This window comes from Streptomyces sp. NPDC052910 (assembly GCF_055585605.1).
In genome coordinates, this window is sequence record NZ_JBVJJR010000002.1 from 401,687 (window position 1) to 423,217 (window position 21,531).

17 protein-coding genes and 2 pseudogenes are annotated in these 21,531 nt (G+C 73.1%); 9 read left to right on the forward strand and 10 right to left on the reverse strand.

Annotated features, from left to right (window positions below; translation table 11 throughout):
- Window positions 1–9: 9 nt before the first annotated feature.
- From ACZ6X9_RS07565 to ACZ6X9_RS07580, 4 genes are all read left to right on the forward strand, one after another.
- Complete coding sequence (locus tag ACZ6X9_RS07565) at window positions 10–501, forward strand: universal stress protein (RefSeq protein WP_469777005.1); 492 nt, start codon at window positions 10–12, stop codon at window positions 499–501.
- A 179-nt stretch (window positions 502–680) separates the two neighbouring features.
- Complete coding sequence (locus ACZ6X9_RS07570) at window positions 681–1,385, forward strand: ABC transporter ATP-binding protein (protein WP_469777006.1); 705 nt, start codon at window positions 681–683, stop codon at window positions 1,383–1,385.
- Window positions 1,378–3,078, forward strand: a complete 1,701-nt coding sequence (locus ACZ6X9_RS07575) for a hypothetical protein (RefSeq protein WP_469777007.1) — start codon at window positions 1,378–1,380, stop codon at window positions 3,076–3,078. The genes ACZ6X9_RS07570 and ACZ6X9_RS07575 overlap by 8 nt, the downstream gene beginning before the upstream one ends.
- A gap of 139 nt (window positions 3,079–3,217) precedes the next feature.
- Window positions 3,218–3,436, forward strand: coding sequence for a dodecin (locus ACZ6X9_RS07580; RefSeq protein ID WP_469777008.1), 219 nt, complete (start codon window positions 3,218–3,220; stop codon window positions 3,434–3,436).
- 204 nt (window positions 3,437–3,640) lie between these two features.
- On the opposite strand, the gene ACZ6X9_RS07585 is transcribed toward ACZ6X9_RS07580, so the two are convergent.
- The 5 genes and pseudogenes from ACZ6X9_RS07585 to ACZ6X9_RS07605 all read right to left on the reverse strand — a co-directional run bounded on the left by ACZ6X9_RS07585 (window position 3,641) and on the right by ACZ6X9_RS07605 (window position 7,921).
- Entirely contained in the window at window positions 3,641–3,991 is a 351-nt protein-coding gene (locus tag ACZ6X9_RS07585; RefSeq protein ID WP_469777009.1) for a hypothetical protein, read from the reverse strand.
- 1,288 nt (window positions 3,992–5,279) lie between these two features.
- A pseudogene (locus ACZ6X9_RS07590) lies at window positions 5,280–5,693 on the reverse strand (phage tail termination protein); the annotation flags it as partial.
- Window positions 5,694–5,704: 11 nt separating this feature from the next.
- A pseudogene (locus ACZ6X9_RS07595) lies at window positions 5,705–5,923 on the reverse strand (DUF5403 family protein); the annotation flags it as partial.
- 36 nt (window positions 5,924–5,959) lie between these two features.
- Entirely contained in the window at window positions 5,960–6,358 is a 399-nt protein-coding gene (locus ACZ6X9_RS07600) for a DUF4180 domain-containing protein (protein ID WP_469777642.1), read from the reverse strand.
- Between the two features lie 84 nt (window positions 6,359–6,442).
- Window positions 6,443–7,921 carry a carboxylesterase/lipase family protein gene (locus tag ACZ6X9_RS07605; RefSeq protein WP_469777010.1) on the reverse strand — a complete coding sequence of 493 codons (1,479 nt, stop codon included), beginning with the start codon at window positions 7,919–7,921 and terminating at the stop codon, window positions 6,443–6,445.
- A gap of 161 nt (window positions 7,922–8,082) precedes the next feature.
- Here ACZ6X9_RS07605 and ACZ6X9_RS07610 point away from each other — a divergent pair, with 161 nt between their 5' ends.
- Window positions 8,083–8,775 (forward strand): TetR/AcrR family transcriptional regulator, encoded by a 693-nt coding sequence (locus ACZ6X9_RS07610; RefSeq protein WP_469777011.1) that lies wholly within the window; start codon window positions 8,083–8,085, stop codon window positions 8,773–8,775.
- A 366-nt stretch (window positions 8,776–9,141) separates the two neighbouring features.
- Here ACZ6X9_RS07610 and ACZ6X9_RS07615 read toward each other — a convergent pair whose 3' ends face one another.
- The 3 genes from ACZ6X9_RS07615 to ACZ6X9_RS07625 all read right to left on the reverse strand — a co-directional run bounded on the left by ACZ6X9_RS07615 (window position 9,142) and on the right by ACZ6X9_RS07625 (window position 12,437).
- Window positions 9,142–10,287 carry a MalY/PatB family protein gene (locus ACZ6X9_RS07615; RefSeq protein WP_469777012.1) on the reverse strand — a complete coding sequence of 382 codons (1,146 nt, stop codon included), beginning with the start codon at window positions 10,285–10,287 and terminating at the stop codon, window positions 9,142–9,144.
- A gap of 201 nt (window positions 10,288–10,488) precedes the next feature.
- Entirely contained in the window at window positions 10,489–11,466 is a 978-nt protein-coding gene (locus tag ACZ6X9_RS07620; protein ID WP_469777013.1) for an aldo/keto reductase, read from the reverse strand.
- Between the two features lie 11 nt (window positions 11,467–11,477).
- Window positions 11,478–12,437, reverse strand: coding sequence for an alpha/beta hydrolase (locus tag ACZ6X9_RS07625; protein WP_469777014.1), 960 nt, complete (start codon window positions 12,435–12,437; stop codon window positions 11,478–11,480).
- 130 nt (window positions 12,438–12,567) lie between these two features.
- On the opposite strand from ACZ6X9_RS07625, the gene ACZ6X9_RS07630 reads away from it, so the two are divergent.
- A complete protein-coding gene (locus ACZ6X9_RS07630) occupies window positions 12,568–13,221 on the forward strand; it encodes a TetR/AcrR family transcriptional regulator (RefSeq protein ID WP_469777015.1) in 654 nt (217 codons plus the stop codon).
- Between the two features lie 443 nt (window positions 13,222–13,664).
- Window positions 13,665–14,264: a helix-turn-helix domain-containing protein gene (locus ACZ6X9_RS07635; RefSeq protein ID WP_469777016.1), complete on the forward strand. Its 600-nt coding sequence runs from the start codon at window positions 13,665–13,667 to the stop codon at window positions 14,262–14,264.
- A 17-nt stretch (window positions 14,265–14,281) separates the two neighbouring features.
- Here the strand turns inward: ACZ6X9_RS07635 and ACZ6X9_RS07640 are convergent, their stop codons facing one another.
- Together ACZ6X9_RS07640 and ACZ6X9_RS07645 are read right to left on the reverse strand one after the other, a co-directional pair.
- Entirely contained in the window at window positions 14,282–15,025 is a 744-nt protein-coding gene (locus ACZ6X9_RS07640; protein WP_469777017.1) for a (2Fe-2S)-binding protein, read from the reverse strand.
- Window positions 15,026–15,179: 154 nt separating this feature from the next.
- On the reverse strand, window positions 15,180–16,745 hold the full coding sequence (locus tag ACZ6X9_RS07645) for a prenyltransferase/squalene oxidase repeat-containing protein (protein ID WP_469777018.1): 1,566 nt from the start codon (window positions 16,743–16,745) through the stop codon (window positions 15,180–15,182).
- Between the two features lie 727 nt (window positions 16,746–17,472).
- On the opposite strand from ACZ6X9_RS07645, the gene ACZ6X9_RS07650 reads away from it, so the two are divergent.
- Window positions 17,473–19,872 (forward strand): GH92 family glycosyl hydrolase, encoded by a 2,400-nt coding sequence (locus ACZ6X9_RS07650; protein WP_469777019.1) that lies wholly within the window; start codon window positions 17,473–17,475, stop codon window positions 19,870–19,872.
- Between the two features lie 212 nt (window positions 19,873–20,084).
- The gene (locus tag ACZ6X9_RS07655) at window positions 20,085–21,527 is read left to right on the forward strand and encodes an amino acid permease (protein ID WP_469777020.1); all 1,443 of its coding nucleotides are present in this window, start codon (window positions 20,085–20,087) and stop codon (window positions 21,525–21,527) included.
- Window positions 21,528–21,531: the final 4 nt, after the last annotated feature.

Genomic DNA, 21,531 nt, shown 5'->3' on the forward strand with positions numbered 1-21,531 from the left:
CCTGAGCCCGTGAACCAAGAGCAGCCCACCCCCGAACACGGCAGCCTGCCGACCGGCTTCGAACGCGGCACCGACGGGCCCAAGGTCATCGTCGTCGGGGTGGACGGCTCCGAGTCGTCCTGGCGCGCCGCCGCCTACGCCGCCGGGCTGGCCCGCAGGCAGAACGCGATGCTCGCCATCGTCTACGTCCAGCCGGTCCTGGTGGGCGGTGCGGCGTTCGGCGCTCCGGTGGCCGAGGTGACCGAGGAGGTCGCCGAGGAGCTGCTCGCGGAGATCCGCGCGACCACCGAGCGGCTGCGCGGCCTCTACCCGCACGCCATGCGCTGGGAGTTCCACACCTTCCGCGGTGATCCCTTCTCGGGCCTGGTGCAGGCGGCCGACGACCTCAAGGCCGACGCGGTCGTCGTCGGCGCGTCGGAGCAGGCGGGCCACCGCATCGTCGGCTCGGTCGCGGTCCGCCTGGTGAAGGCGGGGCGGTGGCCGGTGACGGTGGTCCCGTAGGCCCACCGGCGACGGCACCAGGGCCGCCTCGCGAGGGCCGTACGGCGAACACGTACCGCGGAGGCGGGCCGTACGCGGTCACCGCGATCCGCCATGCCCAGGCCCCGCTCCCCTGCCGCCTCACGAGCACAGCCCGCACAACCCGCACCACCAGCACCACCCAGGGGAGGGACCCCACCATGACCGAGACCGAGTCCCCGTCCGGCACCGGCACAGCGATCCTCCGGATGACGGACGTCGGCCACGGTTACGGCGACCGCACCGTGCTCCGTTCCGTGCACCTCACGCTGTCGCGCGCCGAGTGCGTCGCCGTCACCGGCCCCAACGGCTCGGGCAAGTCGACGCTGTTGCGGCTGGCCGCGGGCCGGGAGCGGCCCGCCACGGGCGAGGTGCTGTTCGACGGCGTGCCGGTGCGGGAGGACGACCCCGCCGTGCGGCGCCGGCTCGCGGCCGTCATGGACCCCGCCTCCTTCTACCCCGACCTGACCGTCCGTGAGCACCTGATGTTCGTCGCGCTGGCGCACGGCCTGGGCGGAACGGCGGAGGAGGCGGTGGCGCGGGTCCTCGCGGCCCACCGGCTGACGGAACGGGCGGACGTGCCGCCGGACGCGCTGTCCTCCGGGCAGACACAGCAGATGCTGCTGGCGGCGGCGTTCCTGCGCCCGCACGACCTGCTGGTGCTCGACGAGCCCGAGCAGCGCCTGGACGTCGCGGCCCGCGCCGAGCTGGGCCGCCGGCTGCGCGCCCACAAGCTGGCGGGCACCGCGATCCTGCTCGTCACCCACCACGACGACGTGGCCGCGGCGGTGGCCGACCGCGTCCTGGACCTGGCCTCCGGCACGGTCCGCGCGGCGACGGCGGCGGAGGCGGTGCCCGGTGTCTGACACGCCCCTGAACATCCCGCCTGCCACGGCGCCCGCCGGTCCGCCGGACTCCCGCCCCGCGCTGGCGTTCCTGCGCCGGGCCCGCCGCGAGGAGAGCCGCCGGCGCCGGCGCGACGGCGCGGTCACGCTCTACGGCATCGTCCTGACGGCCGTCGTCTGGGTGCCGGCGCTGCTCGCCGTCGTCCGGGCGGCGAACGCCGCGTCCGCCCACGGCGTGCTGAGCGAACGGCTCGTGAGCGGCCTGCCGGTGACCGCCCCCGTCCTCGGCGCCGCCGCGCTCCACGCGCTGGTCCGCGGCGCGGCCTGGCGGGGACCGGTCCTGCTCGACCTGCCCACCGTCCGATGGGCGCTGCCACACCCGGTGGACCGGGGCCGGCTGCTGCTGCCCCGGTTCGCGAAGGCGGCCGGTCTCACCGGGGCCGTCGGGGCGGCGGCGGGGGCGGTGCTGGGTGCCGTACTGACGGTGGCGGCCGCCGGTGCCACGCCCCGCCCGTCCGGCGCCGCCGACCGTGCGTGGACCGTCGGGGCGGGCGCGTGGGGCGGCGCGGCCGTCGCGCTCACCGCCGCAGGGTGCGGCGCGCTCGTCGAACGGTACGACGGGCGGTGGCGGGGGCGCCTCCCCCGGGTCCTCAGCGTGGTGGCGGCGTCGGCGCTCCTCGCGGGCCTCGCGCTGTCCGCGGCGGCGACGGCCGGGCACGACACGGGCCCCTGGCCCGGGCGGGTGCTGCTGTGGTCGGGCCCGTGGGGCTGGTCGGCGCAGCCGCTCGTGGCGGCCGTGGACGGTCCGGCACCGGGGTGGCCCGTCGCTCTCGCGCTGTCGGCGGTTTCGACGGGGGCGGTGCTGGTGGCCGCCGTGCGGGCGGTGCCGGGCATACCGGCGTCGGCCCTGCGCGCCCGGGCCACGATCGCGGAACGGATGACCGCGTCCCTGTTCTCCCTGGAACTGCGGCAGGCGCGGCTGGCGACCCGGACCGGCCCCGCGTCCGCGTCACGCCCCGCCCTGCGGCTGCCGATGCCGCGCCACCGTGGGCTGCTCGTACCGTGGCGGGACGCGACGGCACTGCTCCGGGCACCGGCCCGGACGGTACGGGCGTCGGTCTGGCTCGCTGTGGCGGTCTCGCTGGTCTCCCTGGCCCCGTCCGTCACCCGCACCACCCCACGCGTCGTCCTGGCCGTGTGCGCGCTGACGGCCGCGTACCTGTCGGCCGCCCACCTGGTCGAGCCCGCCCGGCTGGACAGCGACGACCTCCGCCGCCGCGCCCAGCTCCCCTACTCCTCCGGCGCCCTGGCCCTGTGGCACGCCGTAGTTCCGGCCGCCCTGCTGGTACCGGGTCTGGCGGCCGGCGCGGCGGTGGCGGTGGCGGCCGGCCGGGGCGACGCCGGCCTCGCGGTGCTCGTCGGCAGCGCCCCCGCCCTCGTCGGCGCGGCCCTCGTCAGCGCGTACCGGGGAGCGCTGCCGCCGCAGGCGGTGGTCGGGACGGACACGCCGTTCGGCAACACCGCCGTCTTCCAACTGGCCGGCTGGTACCTCCGCGGCCCCCTCGGCGCCCTGGCCACCACCGCCCCGGCCCTCGCCCTCACCCTCCTCCACCGGCCCCCCGCCCCGGCCGCCCTGGCCGGCTGGCTCACGGCAGCGGGCGCCGCCCAGCTCGCATGGGCCCACCACACGGCCCGACGCCTCCACCGCACCTGACCGCCCCCTCCGAGGAGCCGCCTGCGACGACGCACCGCTGCGGCCACCACGCCAACGGCGGCCTCCACCTGGCGCCGGAGCGCCGACGGGACGACGGTGAAGGGACAGGCCGCCGAGTCGTCCGGAGAGGCACCCGCCCATGTCGAACCACACGTACCGCGTGACCGAGATCGTCGGCTCGTCCCCCGACGGCGTGGACCAGGCCATCCGCAACGGCCTCGCCCGCGCGTCCCAGACGCTGAGGAACCTTGACTGGTTCGAAGTGGTCCAGGTCCGCGGTCACTTCGCCGACGACGGCGGGGTCGGCCACTACCAGGTCGGCCTGAAGGTCGGTTTCCGCCTGGAGGACGGCGACTGAAGGCGCTTGAAGCACGGGTAGGCCCCGCCTCCGTCGCACAGCGCGGAAGGCGGGGCCTGGCGTCAGCCCTGGAGAGCGGCGAGGCGTCCGTGAAGTCCCTGAACGGGCTCGGCGCGGCGGCCCATGAGGTAGACGCGGGTGTGGGTGCGCTGGTCAAGCCGCCCGGGTTGGTCTTTCCCGCGTCCCCCAGCCCGTGGTGTCGGTCTAGGGGGAGTTGCCGAAGCGCACGCTCCGGGCGGGCACCGACGGTCCGGACGACTGCCAGGTCGTCCCCGCACCGACGACCGCCAGGGGCTGCTGGCAGGAGGAGTCCGCGTACACCAACGCCGTGGTGTCCGTGGAGTTGGCGGCCCTGCTCGCGCCGCCGGAAAGCGGCAGGCACCGGTCGTTCGGCGGGTTGGAGATCGAGTCCATCGCCCCCGTGTCAGACCGTACGTATGTGAACTGGCCGGTTGCCGCCTGCGCGCTCGTGGGCAACCCCACCAGCAGCCCCAACGCGACAGCGACGGGCAGAACGGTCCCGCACAGCCGCTGCGTCCTACGTCGTAAAGCCATGGCCGTATCCCTTTCGAATCGGGATTTACCGCGCTTCCTTCGCAGAGTCCCGCCTTGTCAGGGGCTATTCAATACAGGAGGAGAGAGTTACCCCCTTTGGGGGGCTGGTAGGGCAAGAGAACGGAATCAAGCCATGAGCGGGGCCCAGCCTCGCTGCGCCTCGGCCTGATTCAGATCGGCCCCCTGGGGTGAAAGACCTGTGCCACGCGCCGTTGCCATCCTCGTCGCGGCGACACAGAACCTGGGAGCCCGCCCACTGGTGGGCGACGCGTGTCGACCACGCGTCCGTGCCCTTGACGGAGACGTCGTACTCGTAGATCTGGCCCACCACGGGGTAAGGCTCCGGGGCCACGTGTGCCTGTCGGTAGCCGTTGTCGTTCGGGAGCCGGCCGGGGGCGGTGACGGTGCGGATGACGTCGCCGTTCTTGAGGATGCGGATGGTGTAGTCCTCCGCTCCTTCGACGGGCAGCCACATCACGTGCACCTCGTTGGGTGCGCCGCCGTCACGCCGGACCTACACGTCCTTGGGCGCCTCGACCGCCGGTGTCGGCAGGGTCCCGGTGAAGGTGAAGTGCCGGCCGACACGGTCCTCGAAGAAGCCTTCGAAGCGCGGGGTGGTGCCCGGCGTAGGTGTGGTGGCAGGTCACCGCGGAGTCGGCTCCGGGGATATCCACGATGTCCGCCGTCATCAGTCACCCCAGGTGATCCGGCCCTTGCCCGCGACGGCGTTGCGGATGGTGGCGGACACCTTGCGCGGGTCGTCCTCGAAGTAGCCGAGCTGGACGTTCAGGTCGCGCGGCAGACGCACGGTCACGGCGGTGGTGGCGGTGTGTCCCTCGAAACCGGCGTCCTTCCAGGAGGGCACGGTGACCGTGATGGTCCTCTCGCCCTCGGCGGTGAACGCGTGGCGCTCGGTGAGCTTGCCGGCCGAGACGGCTGGGGTGGCCGGCGGGGAGCCGTCGCCCCAGTCCACGCTTACGCCGGGCTTGACGCCGGTGGCCGACGGGACGCCCTCGAAGTTCGAGCCGGCGTCCATGGCCCAGGAGATTTCCACGGGCAGGACGGGCGCGGTCGTCACGGTCTTGGTGTTGCCGTCGGTGACCGTGACCGTGTGCGCGCCGAGCGTCTTGTACTCGTGCTCGACCACGACCGGGTCGGCTCCGAGAGTGATGTCGGCCATGTGGCCGTCTCCCCAATCCAGGCGCGCGGGGCCGGCGACCTGCGCGCGGTAGTACCTGCCGTTCCCGCTGCCGGGTGCGAGTGCCAGCGTCAGCGGCGCGCGCGGGGCGAGGGGGCGGGCGTTGAGCTGATAGGTGGCGGTGAAGCGGTAGACTTCGGGGTTGCCGGCGGTCAGGGTGTCGCCCGTCAGGAACGGGCCGGTGACCTCGGTGAACCGGCTCAGATAGCCGTCCGGGCCCCGGTGCTGATCGCGGCACGCGGCCAGCAGCGCACCGCGGGCCTGGCGGGCCAGGAGCGAGGCGGCCGGGCGGGTGCCGGCGAGGGCTTCGACGGTGAACATGCCGGAGCCGATGAAGCGCGGGTCGCGAGCCTTGCCGCCGACCCGGCGGGCCACCACCAGCGGCAGGACGCCGGCCCAGTGCTGCGGCATGGCCACCCGCACCGCCGTGCCGGCGGGCAGGTAAGCGCGCAACGCCTTCAGGACGAGGGCGTCGGAGTCGGAGTCGGAGTCGGAGTCGGGCAGGACGTACACGTTCACCTCCGGCTCCGGAAGCCGCGCCCCGCGCCCACCACGAGCTCGACGGCGTGGATGCCGTCGACCCAGGTGCCGCCCCTGGTGAAGTGGCCGTAGTTGATCGAGGCGCTGTTGCGGTCCTCAAGGTTGACGGCGTAGCCCTTGCGGAGCCGGCGGACCTTGATGCCCTGCTCGAACGCCCCGGTCTTGCGGTGCGGCGCGGCCACGGCCTTGAGCTCGCTTCTCCCTGCCCGGCTCCGCTCTGTCGGGAGCCCTCAGGGCATCGGCGGCGAACCGGCCCGCCCGGGCCGCCGGCGGCCCAGCCGCTCCTCCAGCTCCCCCATGTCGGCGAGGAACCAGACCTGGCGCCCGCGGTTGCACTCGCGGACGAAGTCGCGCAGCGCCGAACTGGTCTGCGTGTGACGGGAGATGTCGCCGATGACGGCCAGCCCGAGGCGGTACGTGGCGAACTTCTGCACGACGTCGCCGGCGAAGCGGGTGCGCAGCCGGAAGAAGGATTCGTCGAGCCGTCCTGCGGGGAGGGCGACCCACTCGGCACCGTGGTGGCCGGCGTCGCCCACGAGGTCCAGGACGTCGGCTTCGCTGCGTACCGGCGCGCCGTCGGGGGCGCAGAGGAAGACGGGGACGTCGTGGATGGTCCGTATGGTCCGTATGGGGATGATGGGGATCCTCCAGGGGCGTGGGGTGAAGGCAGCGGGCTCAGGGGCGAAGAGGGAGGCGCCGGGGGGCGCCCCCGGTTACGCGCCCAGGTCGAACGGTGTCGGGTCGTGGCCCTCCCAGATGCGGGCGGAGGCCGCCTCGGGGTACGGCCGGGTCGTGGAGCAGGTGTCGAGGACGCGGGTGAGCCGGGTGCCGGGGCGCGCGGGTTCCCAGCCGGGGTCGCCGGAGGTGACGAATCCGGTCCACGCGTGCCGGAGTTCGCGTGACACCTCCTGGGCCTCGGGCGCGGGGTGCTCGCCGAGGAGTCCGACGCCGGTCGGGCTGTCCAGGGTGCCGAACGCCAGGGGGACGTCCAGGCTGTGGCACGCACCGAGGGCGCCGCCGAACCCCCCGGCGGCGAGGGACAGTTCGAAGAGGAACGAGGTACCGCCCGCCGCGTCGTTGGCGTGGGCCAGCCGCAGGGACGGCATGCGGAACAGGGCGTCCGAGTACACCGTCTCCAGCAGGTCGCCCGGGCCGGCTCCGGGGAACGCCGCGCGGTAGGCGGCGGCGCCGTCCGGTCGTGGCGCGAACAGGTCCAGGGCGGTGCGCGCGTCCTCCTCCGTGAAGGTGCCCGCCCGTCCGCTCATGGCGCTGAACAGCCGGAACTCGTCGCGGGTGTGACCGACGAGCAGCTCGGTCCCGGGCGCCCGGCCGCCGGACAGCGCGGCCCAGGGTGATTCGGGCAGAACCTCCCCGTCGACGACGGGACACACCGCGACGCCGGTGCGCGCGAGGCGCCCCCACCCCGCGTACGGGCCGGGGAGCCCGGCGCCGAGGGCCGTGACCTCATCGGCGAGTCGCCACGGGTCGACTCCGGCCAGGGACGCGGCGGTGGGTGCCGCGCCGAGCCGGCCGGCGAGCGTCCGCGCGACCTCTTCCGCCAGCGCGCGGGTGCAGTGGTTGCCGGGCACCGAGTGGGCGATGGCCCGCCGGAACAGGCCCCGCGCGGGTTCCATCGTCAGCAGGGCCGCGACCGAGCCCGCCCCCGCGGACTGCCCGGCGACGGTGACCCGCCCGGGATCCCCGCCGAAGGCGGCGATGTTGCGCCGGACCCAGCGCAGGGCGGCGATCTGGTCGAGGAAGCCGCGGTTGGCCGGGGCGCCGTCCAGCAGGGTGAAACCCTCGGCGCCCGCACGGTAGTTGACGTTCACGACGACGAGGCCGGTCCGGACGAGCGCCGCCGGGTCGTACATCGGGTCGCTCGCGTCGGCCATCAGGTATCCGCCGCCGGGGATCCACACCAGCACCGGCAGCCCCGCCGCCCCCGGGTCGGGGGTGCGGACGTCAAGTGTCAGCCAGTCCGTGCCCCCGGCGGACCGCGTGCGGACCGGCCCCGACTGCGGCGCGGGCGGACCGGGTTCCGCCGCCTGCCGCACCCCGTCCCAGCCGCGCGCCGGGACGGGCGCGGCGAACCGGAGCGCCCCCACCGGCGGCTCGGCGTACGGAATGCCACGGAACTCCGCGAGCCCCCGCCGCCGCCACCGGCCCTCCAGCACACCTTCCGCCGTACGCACCCTGGGCCGTTCTTCCACCACGCTGCTCTCCCCTTCGCTCCAGCGCCTACTGTCTGCACGTCGGCACACCTGCGCACTGACGAGTCCGCTCGGACTCCAGCGTTATCTGCCACTTGTATTATGTCAACCGTAAGAAAAAAATGAAGGGGAGATACGGCACCATGCCGAAGCAAGTCGACCACCGCGAACGCCGCGAGACGATCGCCCGCGCCTTGTGGCGGGTGGTGGAACGGCGCGGCGTCGCCCACGCGACGCTGCGCGAGGTCGCCCAGGAAGCGGGCATCTCCCACGGCTCGCTCCAGCACTATTTCGCCTCCCGCGCGGCGATGCTCTCGTTCGCCATGGACTTCGCGTCCGAGCAGACGGCGCTGCGCGTCGGGCGGCGCCTGACGGAACTGGGCGACCGGCCGCACCCCCGCGACGTCCTCCGGGCGATGCTCACGGAGACCCTCCCCCTCCGCCCCGACGCCCGCGCGACGAGCCGGATGAGCGCCGCCTACTTCGTGGAAGCGCTGCACGACGAGAACGTCCACGCACAGGCACGCGACGGCCTGCTCCAGGGGCGGGACATGGTGGAACGCCTGATCCGCCAGGCCATCGCGGACGGCCACATCGCCGCCGACCGCGACCCGGTGGTCGAGACGGACCTGCTCCTCGCCCTCACCGGCTTCACCACGCTCATCGAACTGGGCGTGACGACCCCCGAGGCCACCCTCGCCGCCGTCGACCGGCACCTGGACGGCTTGTTCGCCGGAGGCGGAGGCGGGGACGCGGGAGCGGGCGCGAGGGCGAGGGCGGCCGAGGAGGCCGGTCACGACGGCGAGCGGCTCCCGGGCGGAGCCGGCCCGGCCTGACCACACTCCCCACCCCACACTTCACCGTTCGCGACCCGCGACCCGGCCGGTGTCCGCGCTCGGCAGGTCCGGGTCGATCGGCGCGGGGGGGGGCGGGGTGCCCGGCCGCCACGGTCGGCCCGACCCCGGTCGGCCGGGGTCGGCACCCGCAGCGCCTTCTTCGGCCGGGGCATCATCGTGAAGCGGCGGGTGGGGTAGGCGGAGGCGACCGCACCGCCGCGCGAGCGGCACGACGAGCCGGGCTGGGCGTCTCACTTCGGACAGGCGTGCAGTCGCCGCTCCCGGTTTGGACGCACGTCCCAGCCGGACGCTCTTCTTGCTTCGGATCGGCCAGGAGGCCGTCCAGGGCTGTCGCGGAGGGCGCGATCAGCCCACGGCCTCGCGCATACGCCCCAGGATGTCCCGCAGGAGGCCCGATGGCGTACCGAAGTTGAGCCTGACGAAGCCCTCGCCGCCGGGCCCGAAGGTCCGGCCGTCGTTCAGCAGGACACGGGCTTTCTCCAGAAAGAAGGTGTGCGGGTCGGTGGGGAGACCGAGGGCGCGGCAGTCCAGCCAGGCGAGAAAGCCTGCCTCGGGGACGCGGTATCCGATGCCGCGTGGCAGCCCCTCACGGACCAGCGCGGCGTTCCGGTCCAGGACCGGCCGTAGCTGTGAGAGCCAGGAGTCACCGTCCCGCCAGGCGGCCAAGGTGGCGGCTACGCCGAAGGTGTTGGGCTCGCCGTACAGATGGGTCGGGCTTGACAGGGCCGTGCGCACGTCGGCCGCGCCGATGTGCGCGACGGCGCAGCGTACCCCCGGCACGTTGAACGCCTTGGTCGCGGAGGTGAGAGTCACCGTCCGGGCGGCCGCCTCGGACGACAGGGAGGCAAAGGGGATGTGCCGGTGCGGGCGGTGCACGAGGTCGGAATGGATCTCGTCGGATATGACCAGCAGGTCGTGGCGCAGGGCCAGTTCGGCGACCGTCTCCAGCTCCTGGCGGCGCAGCACGCGCCCGGTCGGGTTGTGCGGGTTCACCAGCAGCAGCACCCGGCAGCCGCCACCGGCCAGTTCCCGGTCGAGCCGCTCGGCGTCGAAGACCCAGCCGTCGTCCTGAAGGACGTACGGGACGGGGTGCGGGCGCCGCTCCATGCCCGTCACCGTTTCCAGGAAGGGCGGATACGCCGGAGTGTGCAGGGCGACGCCGTCGCCGGGGCGCGTGGCGACGCGGAGGACGGCCTGGAGACCCTGGTTGATGTCGGTGAACTCCCGGACGTGGCCGGGGTCGAGCACCCAGCCGTGGCGTTCGCGCATGCGCTCGGCGAAGGCGGCCCGCAGGGGGATCCGCTCGGGGTGCCCGTCCCACGAGGGGTATCCCAGGCCTTCCCGCACACACCGCATGAGGGCCTCCTGTACGGCGGGGGCCGGCGGGAAGTCCATCTCCGCGATCCATGCCGGCAGCACACCCGGCTCGGCCCGGCTCCACTTCACTCCGGGGCGACGGGCCAACGATGAAAGATCGAGGTCGTCGAACATGGCTTCTCCTGTCCCTCAGGGGCCGATAGAGGTGCGTTTGGTCAGCAACCACGCGACAAGACGGGGTCGGCCGGCAGGTGGGCGGTGCCGCGGTCGACGTACGTGGCGATCGTCGCGAGGACAGTGAGCGCAAGGCCCGCGTGCGTCGCTCCGAGCCGTGCTCGGGCGTGGGGTGGGTTCGTCGCCAGGGTGCTTCTCTCGTCATCGATCGATCAGGGCGATGCCGTTGTCGCCGTACCGGGCCCCTTGGGCACCGGTACCGGGGACGGCATCGTCGATGTCGACGAGGTCGGTGGCGCTCAGGGGCAGGTCAAGGGCGGCCAGGTTCTCGCGCAGGTGGAGGCGGCGGGAACTGCCGGGGATGGGGACGACGTCGCTGCCGCGGGTGAGGAGCCAGGCGAGGGCGATCTGGGCCGGGGTGGCGCTCCTGGCGGCGGCGACGCGGGTGAGGGCATCGACGATGGCCAGGTTGGACGTGAGGTCGTCGCCGTTGTAGCGGGGAGCGGTGGCGCGGAAGTCGCCGGGTGCGTAGCGCGTGGTGGCGCGGACGGCCCCGGTGAGCAGGCCGCGGCCGAGCGGGCTGTAGGCGACCAGGGTGGCGCCGAGACTGCGGACCGCGGGCAGGATGTCGTTTTCGACGTGGCGTTCCCACAGCGAGTACTCGGTCTGGACTGCGCTGATCGGATGGATGGCGTGGGCGCGGGCGAGGGTGGCGACCGAGACTTCGGACAGGCCGATGTGGCCCACCTTGCCCTGGGCGACCAGGTCGGACAGGGCGCCGACGGACTCCTCGACGGGGACGGCGGGGTCGACGCGGGCGAGGTAGTACAGGTCGATGTGATCGGTGCGCAGCCGACGCAATGACGCTTCGCAGGCACGCCGCAGGTCGTCGGGAGAGCCGGCGGGGACCAGGCCCTCGGCGGTGCGGCGGACTCCGGTCTTGGTGGCCAGCACGGCGCGGCCGCGGTGCGGTGCGAGGGTCCGGCCGAGGAGTTCCTCGTTCGCCCCGTCGCCGTAGAAGTCGCCGGTGTCGAACATGGTGACGCCCGATTCGAGGGCCTCCAGCACGGTGGCCGCGGCTTCGTCCGGGTCGGTGGGGCCGTAGGTGCCGGTCATGCTCATGCAGCCGAGGCCGAGTCGGGAGAGCGCCGGGCCGTCGGGTCCGAGGGTGGGGTGCATCGTTTCCTCCGTCACTTCGCCAGGGCCGCGCGGAGGAACGCGAGGATCTCCGCCTGGGCGGCCTCGGCCTGTGGTTCCACGCCGGGCAAGGTGAGGAACGCGTGCTGTGCTCCCGGGTATTCGGAAAGCCGCACGGGCGTCCCTGCCGCGCGCAGCCGCTCGGCGTAGCGGCGGCCGTGGTCGGCGAGCGCGTCCTGGGTGGGCACCACCACGAGCGCCGGGGCGAGCCCGCTCAGGTCGTCCGCGTACAGCGGCGAGACCGCGCCGGCGTCGCCTCCCGGCAGGACGGCGAGCCGCTGGATGAGCCGCAGTTGCGGCAGGGCCCGGGTCGGGCTGTACGCGTACTCGGCGATCGAGGGGTGGTCGAACATCGTCTCGGTCACGTCGACCGCGGGGTTGACCAGTACCTGCGCTTTGAGCATCAAGCCGGCTTCCCTGGCCCGGATGGCCGTCAGCGCGCTGATCAACGCGCCGCAGCTCTCACCGAAGACGGCCGCGCGCGCCGGGTCGACGCCCCACTGCGCGGCGTGCCGCACCACGTGCCGGAGCACGTCCCAGCCGTCGTCGGCGGCGTCCGCGAGCGGGCTGCCGGGGGCGAGGAGGCGGTGCTCGACCGAGACGACGAGGGCGGGCAGTCCCACGGCGAGGTGGCTGTTGGGCCAGTCGCATTGCGCCGCCGTGCCCACGAAGCCGCCTCCATGGACATGGATCACGAGTGGCAGGTCGGTTCGGGTGCCGGCTTCGCCGTCTCCCGTCGGCGCCGGCCGGTACACCCGGACCGGGAGGTCGCGGCCGGGCAGCGCCACATGCTGCCAGGCGATCGCGGCGCCGGGATGCGGTTCCCCGAGGATGTCCCAAGCCGTGCCGGACGCCCGCCAGCCGTTCTCCGCGTCGCGGTAGGCGCGCAGTTCCTCGGCCGTGATCTCCGAGAAGTCCGGCTCCGGCGGCCGTGTCGCAGTGGTCTCACTCATGTGTCCTTCTCCCCCCCGGCCGGACGCCGGGTATGCCGTTCTGGCCGGACAGTGCGTTGCCGATCATTATGCACGCGGTGCGTGCATCACCAAGTGCATAAGTTAGGCTGAGTCCGACGAGAGGGGCGAGATGACTGGCCGAAGGCGATGGTCGACCGAGGAGATCCTGGACGCGGCGGCGGAACTGTTGCGCACGAGCGACGCCGAGTCGTTCAGCGTGCGCAAACTCGCCTCGGCGCTCGGGACCGACTCCTCCAGCCTCTACCGGCACTTCCGCAACAAGACCGAACTGGTGCGTGCGGTTGCCGACCGGATCCTGCTGGCCGCCATGGACGGCTACCGCCCCCAGGGCAACTGGAAGCAGCGCATCACCGCCCTTGCCCTGCACCTGCGCGAGGCATTCGGCGAGCAACCCCATCTCGCCACGGTGTGGGGACGCTACGGATCCAGCAGCACCGGATCCCGACTGGTCATGGAGGAACTGCTACAGGCCCTGCGCGCATCCGGCCTGCCCGACGAGGAGATCCCGGCGCGATACCACCGCATCGTGATCCTCCTCGCCGCGCTGATCGCCTCCGAGGCCGGCATCAGCACCATCACCCCCAAGGATCACCAACAGGCCATGGAGCAGTTCCGCGTCGCGGTACTCGGCGCCGACCCCGAACGCTTCCCCGCCCTGGCCCACTTCGCCCGCGACATCCGCCCCCTCGGCGCGGACCGCCGCGCCGCGTTCGAGGAAATCCTCGCCGCCCAACTCGCCCACATCGAGGCCCGGATCCCCTGACACGCCGGACACGCGGAGGGCTCTTTGCGCTCCCGTGCCATGCGGCCGGGTCGCACCCCTGCCGCAGCCCGGTGCCGCAGGCCCGGTCCGCAGGCTGGGTGCAAGAGCAGCGGCCGAGGAAGTCGATGTGGTCGTACCGGAGCGAGGGGAGCCGGGGCCGCCGGTGGAAGGGCGGTTCGCCCCGCAGGGCGGAGCGGGAAGGGCTGCTGCGGAAGTGGGTGGACCAGCCGGTGGTGGACTGGCCGGTGGTGGGCCAGCCGGTCGCCTGTGATGGGACAGGTGTCGGACGAGGACGATTGTTTCCGGTCCGTCCGTTCCGGCACAGCCCTTCGCCGCGTCGGCGCCGGAGGTCCGGCCCGGTCCGTTCCTCCCCGCCGCGCGACCCGGTCGCCGCCCCGGCAACCGCTGTTGCCATTTCCGGCACGACCGGGTGCAATGTCAGCGTGGACCCTTCACCCGCCATCGCCCGCGCCCTCACGGAGGTCGGCCCGCGTCTCAAGCGGCTGCGCACCGAGCGCGGCGTGACCCTGTCGGCCCTGTCCGAGACCACCGGCATCTCCAAGAGCACCCTTTCGCGCCTGGAGTCCGGTCTGCGCCGCCCCAGCCTTGAGCTCCTGCTGCCGATCGCGCAGGCGCACCAAGTACCGCTGGACGAGCTGGTGGGCGCCCCTGAGGTCGGTGACCCCCGCGTCCGGATGACGCCCCGGCACGTCAACGGGACCGTCGTCGTACCCCTCACCCGGCAACCGGGCTCCCTCCAGACGTTCAAGTCGGTGCTGCCCGCGAGCAGGACGACGCCGGAGCCCTGCACACACGAGGGGTACGAGTGGCTGTACGTCCTCTCCGGCCGGCTGCGCCTGGTGCTGGCCGACCACGACCTGGTCCTCGGCCCGGGCGAGGCGGCGGAGTTCGACACCCGGCTGCCGCACTGGTTCGGCACCACGGGCGAGGGGCCGGTCGAAATGCTCAGCATCTTCGGGCGGCAGGGCGAGCGGATGCACGTCCGCGCCAAACCGCGCGCCCGCGAGGCGAACGGTGAATGACGCGCGGTGGCGGCCCGTCAGCCAGCCCGGTGCCGCGCGGCCCGGGGCGGGTGGCGGAGGACGCAGTCGCCGCACATGCCGCCGCCGGACGGCACGCGGTAGTACAGACAGCAGGTCGTGCGGACGAACTCCGGCCCCGCCGCCGGGGTGACGGCCAGCCGGCCGGTCCCCGCCAGCAGCGGGTGCTCCAGCAGCTCACGGGCGTACGCGAGCGCCCGGGCGGCCTCCGCGGGCCGCCCCCGCTCCACGCACCAGCCATACAGCGCCCGCAGCGCGCCCCCGAGCGACGAGCCCGCGTTCCCCCACAGGACCCGCGACGAGACCGGAACCTCGTCCCGGACGAGATCGTGCAGCGTCACGAGACGCCCCTCGACCACCGTGGCGACGATCCCGGCCACCGGATCCAAACCGGACGGCAGCGGCGGCGCCTCCGGCAGCCACAGGTCGTCGGGCGCCGACAGCAGGGGGTTCCACCGGAGCGCGTCACCGGCGAGGTCCGGCACCCGCCCACCGAGGACGGCCGCGCCCAGCGCCACCGACAACAGCCGCCCGGCGATCCCCTGAAACGCCACGGACGCGGCCACCCGCCACTCCCCCGTCCCCAACCGCCGCCCCACGGTCTCCACCCGCAGCCGCACGGCCTCCCCGCCGAGCGGCAGACAGCCGCCGGCCGCCTCGCGTCCGTCGCCGCCTGTGCGGAGGGCGAAGAAGGGGTTCGCGGCGGCGAGTTCGGGGAGGGACGGGAGAGATGAGAGGGACATGGGGCGGACGGTCCTCGGTGAGCAGCAGGGGCGGGTGGGAACGAGTCGGCCCGCACCCTTGCGGGCTCCCGGGTGCGGTCGCACCCGCCGCCTGCCCGGTGCGGGCCGAAGGGCATCCTCCCATCCGCGATCGGAGGGTGCCCGCGAGGCCGCGTCAGGCGCGGTCGCCCTTGCGCCGGCGCGCGAAGGCGACGGCTCCGGCACCGGCGACCACGAGCGCGCCCGCACCCACGGCGAGCGGAACGGTCCGGTCGGCGCCGGTGGCCGCGAGCTTGCCGCTGCTGCCGGTGTCGCCGCTACCGCCCGACGAGCCGTAGCCGGTGGACGACGAGCCGGTCCCCCCGGATCCGGTCCCGCCGGTGGTCGTGTCGGCCGTGGACGTCGTCGAGGCCGAGGGCGACGGCGAGGCCGTCTCCGACGAGGTCTGTCCGGGCGCCGGCGAACTGGTCGAAGGGCTGGGGCTCTTGCTGGGCTTGCCCTTGCCACTGGTGTCACCACCGGGATCGGTGGTGCCGCCGGTGCCACCGGAGGTACCGGTCGAGCTTCCGTCGCCCGCGCACTTGATCACATGCGTCGGGCGGAAATTGCTTGCTTCGCCGATTTCTGCGATCGACGTGTACGGCACCCCGGCGAGACCGGGAATCGCATGCACAGTGGAAACCAAAGAACCTCTGGCCTCCCCCTCCGCACGGCGGAGGGCTCCGCGATCAGCCTTGGGGGCCGAGCAGGTGAATTGCAACGTCCGCAGCCACTGAACGCCCAGCTCGGCCCTGGGCCCCTCGCCGCCCGCCGACAGCGCCTGCACCCCTAGAGCAGTAGCACGGACGCTCTTGTTTTCCTTGGCGTCCGTGAAGAATCCGTCATCCTCGTCCTGGTTGCGCTTGAGCCAGGAGAGAGCGCCCTGCAGCGCCAGGTTCCGTGTGTTATTTGCCGGGGTGGAAGTCAGGGCCTGAACCGCCATCGCCGTGAACTCGACGTCCGACACGCATTTCTTGGGATCGGGGTGCGCCTCGGATGTGAACCCGCCATCCATGGCGCACCGGGTGCCGTGGAGGTACAGGACCGCCTTGCCCAGGGCCTCGTCCAGCCTTTTGACGAGGTTCGGATCGTTGGCGACCTTCGGTCGCGACTTTTCCAGGGCGAGGATCGCGAGCGACTGCGCGAACCGCCCGGCCTTGTCCTTGTCGGCATCAAGCGTCTTGTCCAAAAACAGGCCGCTCTCCTGTTGCTGGGTCTTCAGCAGCAGTTCGACCAAGTTGATGCTGCCGCCCTTCGGATCGGGACCGAAAGCCGTCGGGTGACGCCCCTCCAGCGTCGCCACGAGAATGAGCTTGGCCGCCGCGCCGGCGGACGTGGCCGTTCCACCATCGGGGTGGAGGTAAGTCCCGGCGTTGTTCTGCAGCCAGTCGGTGATGCGACTGCCCGCGTCCTCCGCACTCTTCGTGGCCGCGGCGCCGATCACGACATCGGCGGTCAGATCGGCGTCGTCCCGCACGTGGTTGCCTTGGCTGCGGTCGGGACTCGTACCCCGATCCATGACAAGCTGGGACACCGCCCAGGCCACGGCCGCCTTGTCCGGCGAGTCGAGCGGCGCCGTCGAAACAGCCCCCTTCTCTTCCGCCCCCGCAGGCGCAGCGCTCACCGTCGGAATCAGGAGTGCCGTGCCGAGCAGGGCGCCGGACAGAGCGACGGCCGTTCTCGGGCGTACGGACTGTGACATGCGGTTTCTCTCCTCAGGAGGTCAGGCGGCGAGAGGCCGGCGCGTCGTGCGTCGCCCGGCGGGCGGTGGGACGCGGTGCGGTGCGGTGCGGTGCGGTGCGGTCGGCGGGTACGGCAGATGAGGCGGCGGTGGTGCCGGAGCCCGTGGCGGGCGGTGGGGCACCGGCACGGCGGGCCGCCATGGGCGGAGAGTCCAGAGCACGCCACAGCCGAGCCGGTGGCTTCCTCCGCCCCCGGCCCCCGCGCGCCCCCTGGGCGCGTGCGTCGTCCCCCCACTGCCAGCCCCGCCGTTCCCCTGGAAACCCCGGCCTGCCGCCCCCGAGGCCGGCGCGGGAAGTGGTACCGCTACTTGTCGACGGGTCCGTGTGCGGTCGCGGGGAGGGGCCGGTTCCGGCCGGTTTCCCCCCGAGTGGACCGCTCGTGCCGTTGCCCTGCGAAAAGGCCTTCGACCCGTCAACTGTTCGATCCGAACGCCCGTACTGTACACCGAGGCATGCATCTGAGGTGGCGTCATTCTGTGCCCCTGGCCGTCCATTTCGCGTGACGGAACGCGACAGCCCAAGCGGCCGGATCACCACGCCCACCACCCGCCGCATCCTTGACACCCCGTGCCGTCCGGGTGAGCCTCCACCTGACAACGATGTCGGCCCGGAACCCGCTCCGATCGGCCGTTCCGCCGACCCCGCCGACCCCGCCGGTCCTGCGCCGGCACCCGAGGGACGTGGACGATGAGACGGAGACGCACGGGACGACACCAGCGGCCGCGGCGCGCCCGCGCCGCGCTTCTGGCCCTGGTGGTGGCCGCCCTCGGCGGGCCGGCCGTGTTCGCGCCCCCGGCCCCCGCCGCCGGGTCGGCGGACATCCGCCGGGACGGCGCCGCCCCCGAGCGCCTGACCGATCTCGTCAACCCCTTCATCGGCACCAAGAACGAAGGCAACACCTTCCCCGGCGCCGCCGTTCCCTTCGGCATGGTGCAGCTCTCGCCCGACACGGGGCACCCCATGGGGTACGACTACAAGCACACCCGTATCCGCGGCTTCTCGACCGTCCATCTCTCCGGGGTCGGCTGCCGGATCGGCGGTGATCTGCCCGTCCTGCCGACCACCGGCGAGGTGACGGAGACCGACAACGCCAAGTACGCCGCCGCCTTCGCCCACGCCGACGAGTCGGCCCGTCCCGGGTACTACCGGGTGAGGCTCGGCTCCGGCATCACCGCGGAGCTCACGGCCACCACGCACACCGGACGCCAGCGCTTCACCTTCCCGGCCACCGACCACGCCAACGTGCTCCTGAACGCCGGGCAGTCGCTGCACAAGGGCGTCTCCAGCAAGGTGGAGGTCGTCGATGACCGCACCGTGCGGGCCACGGTCACCGGGCGGGGCTTCTGCCAGGACACCCGGCCGTACACCGTGCACACGCTGACCCGCTTCGACCGGCCGTTCTCCGCCTTCGGCACCTGGGAGGGCGACCGCGTGAGCAACGGTTCCCGGGCGTCCTCCGGCACCGGCCGGAACGGTGCCTGGGTGCGCTTCGACACCCGCGCCGAGCAGCGCGTCGAGGCGACCACCGCCGTCAGTTACGTGGACGCGGACGGCGCGGGGCGCAATCTGGCCGCCGAGGAGGCCGGTTTCGACCGGACGGCCGAGGCGGCGCGCGCCGCGTGGGAGAAGCGGCTGGGCGACGTCGCCGTGCAGGGCGGGAGCCGGACGCTGCGCCGCACCTTCTACTCCGCGCTCTACCGGTCGTTCCTCTCCCCCAACACCGGCAGCGACACCGACGGCCGTTACACCGGCTGGGACGGGAAGGTCCACCAGGCCAAGGGGTTCACGTACTACCAGAACTGGTCGCTGTGGGACACCTACCGCACCCAGGCGCAGTTGCTGTCCCTGCTGGCGCCCGCCGAGGCCCGGGACATGGCGCTGTCCGTGCTGCGGATCGACGCCGAGGGCGGGTGGCTGCCCAAGTGGGGGTACGGGCCGGTCGAGACCAACATCATGACCGGTGACCCCGTCACCCCGTACCTGACCAACGCCTACCGGCAGGGCCTGCTCGCGGGCCACGAGGAGGAGGCGTACACGGCGCTGAAGCGGAACGCGGACGGGGTGCCGCCCGCCGACTCGCCGTACCTGGGACGGGACGGCAACGAGCGTTACCTGGCGGCCGGTTACGTCCCGCTCGCACCCGAGCTGTCCCGGCACAAGCCCGGCGACTCCGACTTCCGGCAGGGTGCCTCCGCCACCCTGGAGTACGCGCTGGCCGACGGGGTGCTGGCGGAGATGGCGGAGGCGCTCGGCCACCGCGACGACGCCAAGCGGTACGCGGACCGGTCGCGCAACTACCGGAAGCTGTTCGACCCGGCGACCGGCTTCTTCCGGCCCCGTGACGCGAAGGGCGCGTTCACCGGTTCCGCCGACCCGGCGAAGAGCCCCGGCTTCCACGAGGGAACCGCCTGGCAGTACCAGTGGCTGGTCCCCCAGGACCTGCCGGGGATGATCGAACTGATCGGCGGCCGGGAGGCGGCGGAGAAGCGGCTGGACTCCTTCTTCGCCTACGACAAGCTGCTCGCCGATCCGGCGCGCACCGCCCGCGAGGTGTGGGTGCACGGCCCGTACGACTACTACAACGCCGACAAGTACAACCCGCAGAACGAGCCGGACCTCATCGCCCCCTACACCTACCTGGCCACCGGCCGGCCCTGGAAGACCACGGACGTCGTGCACGCCGCGCTGACCCTGTTCACGGACGCGCCCGACGGGATGACCGGCAACGACGACCTGGGCACGATGTCGTCCTGGATGGTCCTCTCGGCGATCGGCGTCTACCCGGTGCGGCCGGGGACGGACGTGTGGGGGCTGAGCACCCCGGTGTTCGACCGCGTGGAGCTGCGCCTGGACCGGCGCTGGTACCCGCACGGCCGGTTCACCGTGAGCGCGCCCGGCACCTCGGCCGCCGACCGGTACATCCAGACGGCCCGACTGGACGGCACGGCCTTCGACCGCACCTATCTGACGACCGCGGCCCTGCGGCACGGGGAGCGCCTGGAGCTGACCGTCGGCCCGAAGCCCGGCCGCTGGGGCACCGGGCGGTCGGCCGCGGTGCCCCCCGTCGGCGGGAGGCGGGCCGGCTGACGTGCGGGAGGGGACACCGGCCGACGACAACGGAGCGGATCGGCCGCCGGTCCCCAACCGGATCGGCTGACACACCGGACGCCACCGGAGCGGCGCCTTCCGTCGCCGGTCCCGGTGCACCATCATGAGCCGCCGTCAGCGTCCCGCCCACACGAGGACCGGGCGACACGAGGACTGGGCGACACGAGGACTGGGCGACGAGAGGACTGGACATGGCAGGGCTCCGGGCCGGTCACGGCATCCTGCGCCGTAAACCCATCGAGACCATCGAAGAGGCGGAGACGGCGGAGGCGCACGGCGAGCACCTGACCCGCACCCTCGGCCTGTGGCAGCTCACGGCCATCGGCGTCGGCGGCATCATCGGCGCCGGCATCTTCAGCCTCGCCGGGACCATCGCCAACGGCACGGCCGGGCCCGCGGTGCTCGTCTCGTTCCTCATCGCGGGGGTGGCCAGCGCGGCTGCGGCCTTCTCGTACGCGGAGTTCGCGGGCCTCATCCCGCGGGCGGGCTCCGCCTACACCTACGGCTACGCGGTACTCGGCGAGATCGGCGGCTGGTTCATCGGCTGGGACCTGCTGCTGGAGTACACGGCCATCGTCTCCGTCGTCGCCATCGGCATCTCCGGGTACGTCAACTTCCTGGTGTCGGAGTCGGGCGCCAACCTCCCCCACTGGATGCTGGGCGCGCCCGGCACCGGGGACGGCCACCGGGTGGACCTGTTCGCGGCCCTGCTCTGCCTGGTGATCGCCTACCTGCTCACCCTGGGCATGAAGAACGCGGCCCGCTTCGAGACGGTCGTCGTCGGGCTGAAGATCCTGGTGGTGCTGCTGGTGGTGATCGTCGGCTTCTTCCACGTCAAGAGCGGCAACTACCACCCGTTCTTCCCGTTCGGTGTCAGCGGCGCGTTCACCGGGGCCGCCACCGTCTTCTTCGCCGTGTTCGGTTATGACGCCATGTCGACGGCGGCCGAGGAGTCCAAGGACGCGCAGCGGCACATGCCCCGGGCGATCATGTACTCGCTGGGCATCTCGATGGTGCTGTACGTGCTGGCGTGCCTGGTGCTGACGGGGATGCAGAACTACCGGGACATCGACAAGGAGAGCGGCTTCTCGACCGCCTTCAAGTCGGTCGGGCTCGGCGGCATCGCGGACGTCGTCGCGGTCGGGGCGATCATCGGCATTCTGACGGTGATGTTCACGTTCATGCTGGGCGTGACGCGGGTGTGGTTCGCGATGAGCCGCGACGGGCTGCTTCCCAAGTGGTTCGCGCACACCCACCCCACCCGGCACGTGCCCACCCGGGTCACCTGGATCGTGGGCGTCGCCTCGGCGCTCATCGCGGGGTTCGTGCCGATCGGGGAGGCCGCGGAGCTCACCAACATCGGCATCCTGCTGGCCTTCGCGGTGGTCTGCACCGCCGTCATCGTCCTCCGGTACAAGCGGCCGGAGCTCCCCCGCGGCTTCCGCTGCCCGGGCGTGCCGGTGGTGCCGGGCCTCGGGGTGGCCGCCTCGATCTGGCTGATCACGTATCTGGCCTGGCAGACGTGGGTGCGGTTCGCGGTGTGGTTCGTGATCGGGCTCGCGGTGTACTTCGCCTACTCCTACCGGCACTCCGAGCTGGCCCACGCGGACGCGCGCGGGGTGCCGCGGGACTGAGCGC

Coding starts and splice junctions, on each gene's coding strand:
- ACZ6X9_RS07570 (WP_469777006.1), top strand. CDS start 681: ATGACCGAGACCGAGTCCCCGTCCGGCACCGGCACAGCGATCCTCCGG.
- ACZ6X9_RS07580 (WP_469777008.1), top strand. CDS start 3,218: ATGTCGAACCACACGTACCGCGTGACCGAGATCGTCGGCTCGTCCCCC.
- ACZ6X9_RS07585 (WP_469777009.1), bottom strand. CDS start 3,991: ATGGCTTTACGACGTAGGACGCAGCGGCTGTGCGGGACCGTTCTGCCC.
- ACZ6X9_RS07610 (WP_469777011.1), top strand. CDS start 8,083: ATGCCGAAGCAAGTCGACCACCGCGAACGCCGCGAGACGATCGCCCGC.
- ACZ6X9_RS07615 (WP_469777012.1), bottom strand. CDS start 10,287: ATGTTCGACGACCTCGATCTTTCATCGTTGGCCCGTCGCCCCGGAGTG.
- ACZ6X9_RS07620 (WP_469777013.1), bottom strand. CDS start 11,466: ATGCACCCCACCCTCGGACCCGACGGCCCGGCGCTCTCCCGACTCGGC.
- ACZ6X9_RS07625 (WP_469777014.1), bottom strand. CDS start 12,437: ATGAGTGAGACCACTGCGACACGGCCGCCGGAGCCGGACTTCTCGGAG.
- ACZ6X9_RS07630 (WP_469777015.1), top strand. CDS start 12,568: ATGACTGGCCGAAGGCGATGGTCGACCGAGGAGATCCTGGACGCGGCG.
- ACZ6X9_RS07640 (WP_469777017.1), bottom strand. CDS start 15,025: ATGTCCCTCTCATCTCTCCCGTCCCTCCCCGAACTCGCCGCCGCGAAC.
- ACZ6X9_RS07645 (WP_469777018.1), bottom strand. CDS start 16,745: ATGTCACAGTCCGTACGCCCGAGAACGGCCGTCGCTCTGTCCGGCGCC.
- ACZ6X9_RS07650 (WP_469777019.1), top strand. CDS start 17,473: ATGAGACGGAGACGCACGGGACGACACCAGCGGCCGCGGCGCGCCCGC.
- ACZ6X9_RS07655 (WP_469777020.1), top strand. CDS start 20,085: ATGGCAGGGCTCCGGGCCGGTCACGGCATCCTGCGCCGTAAACCCATC.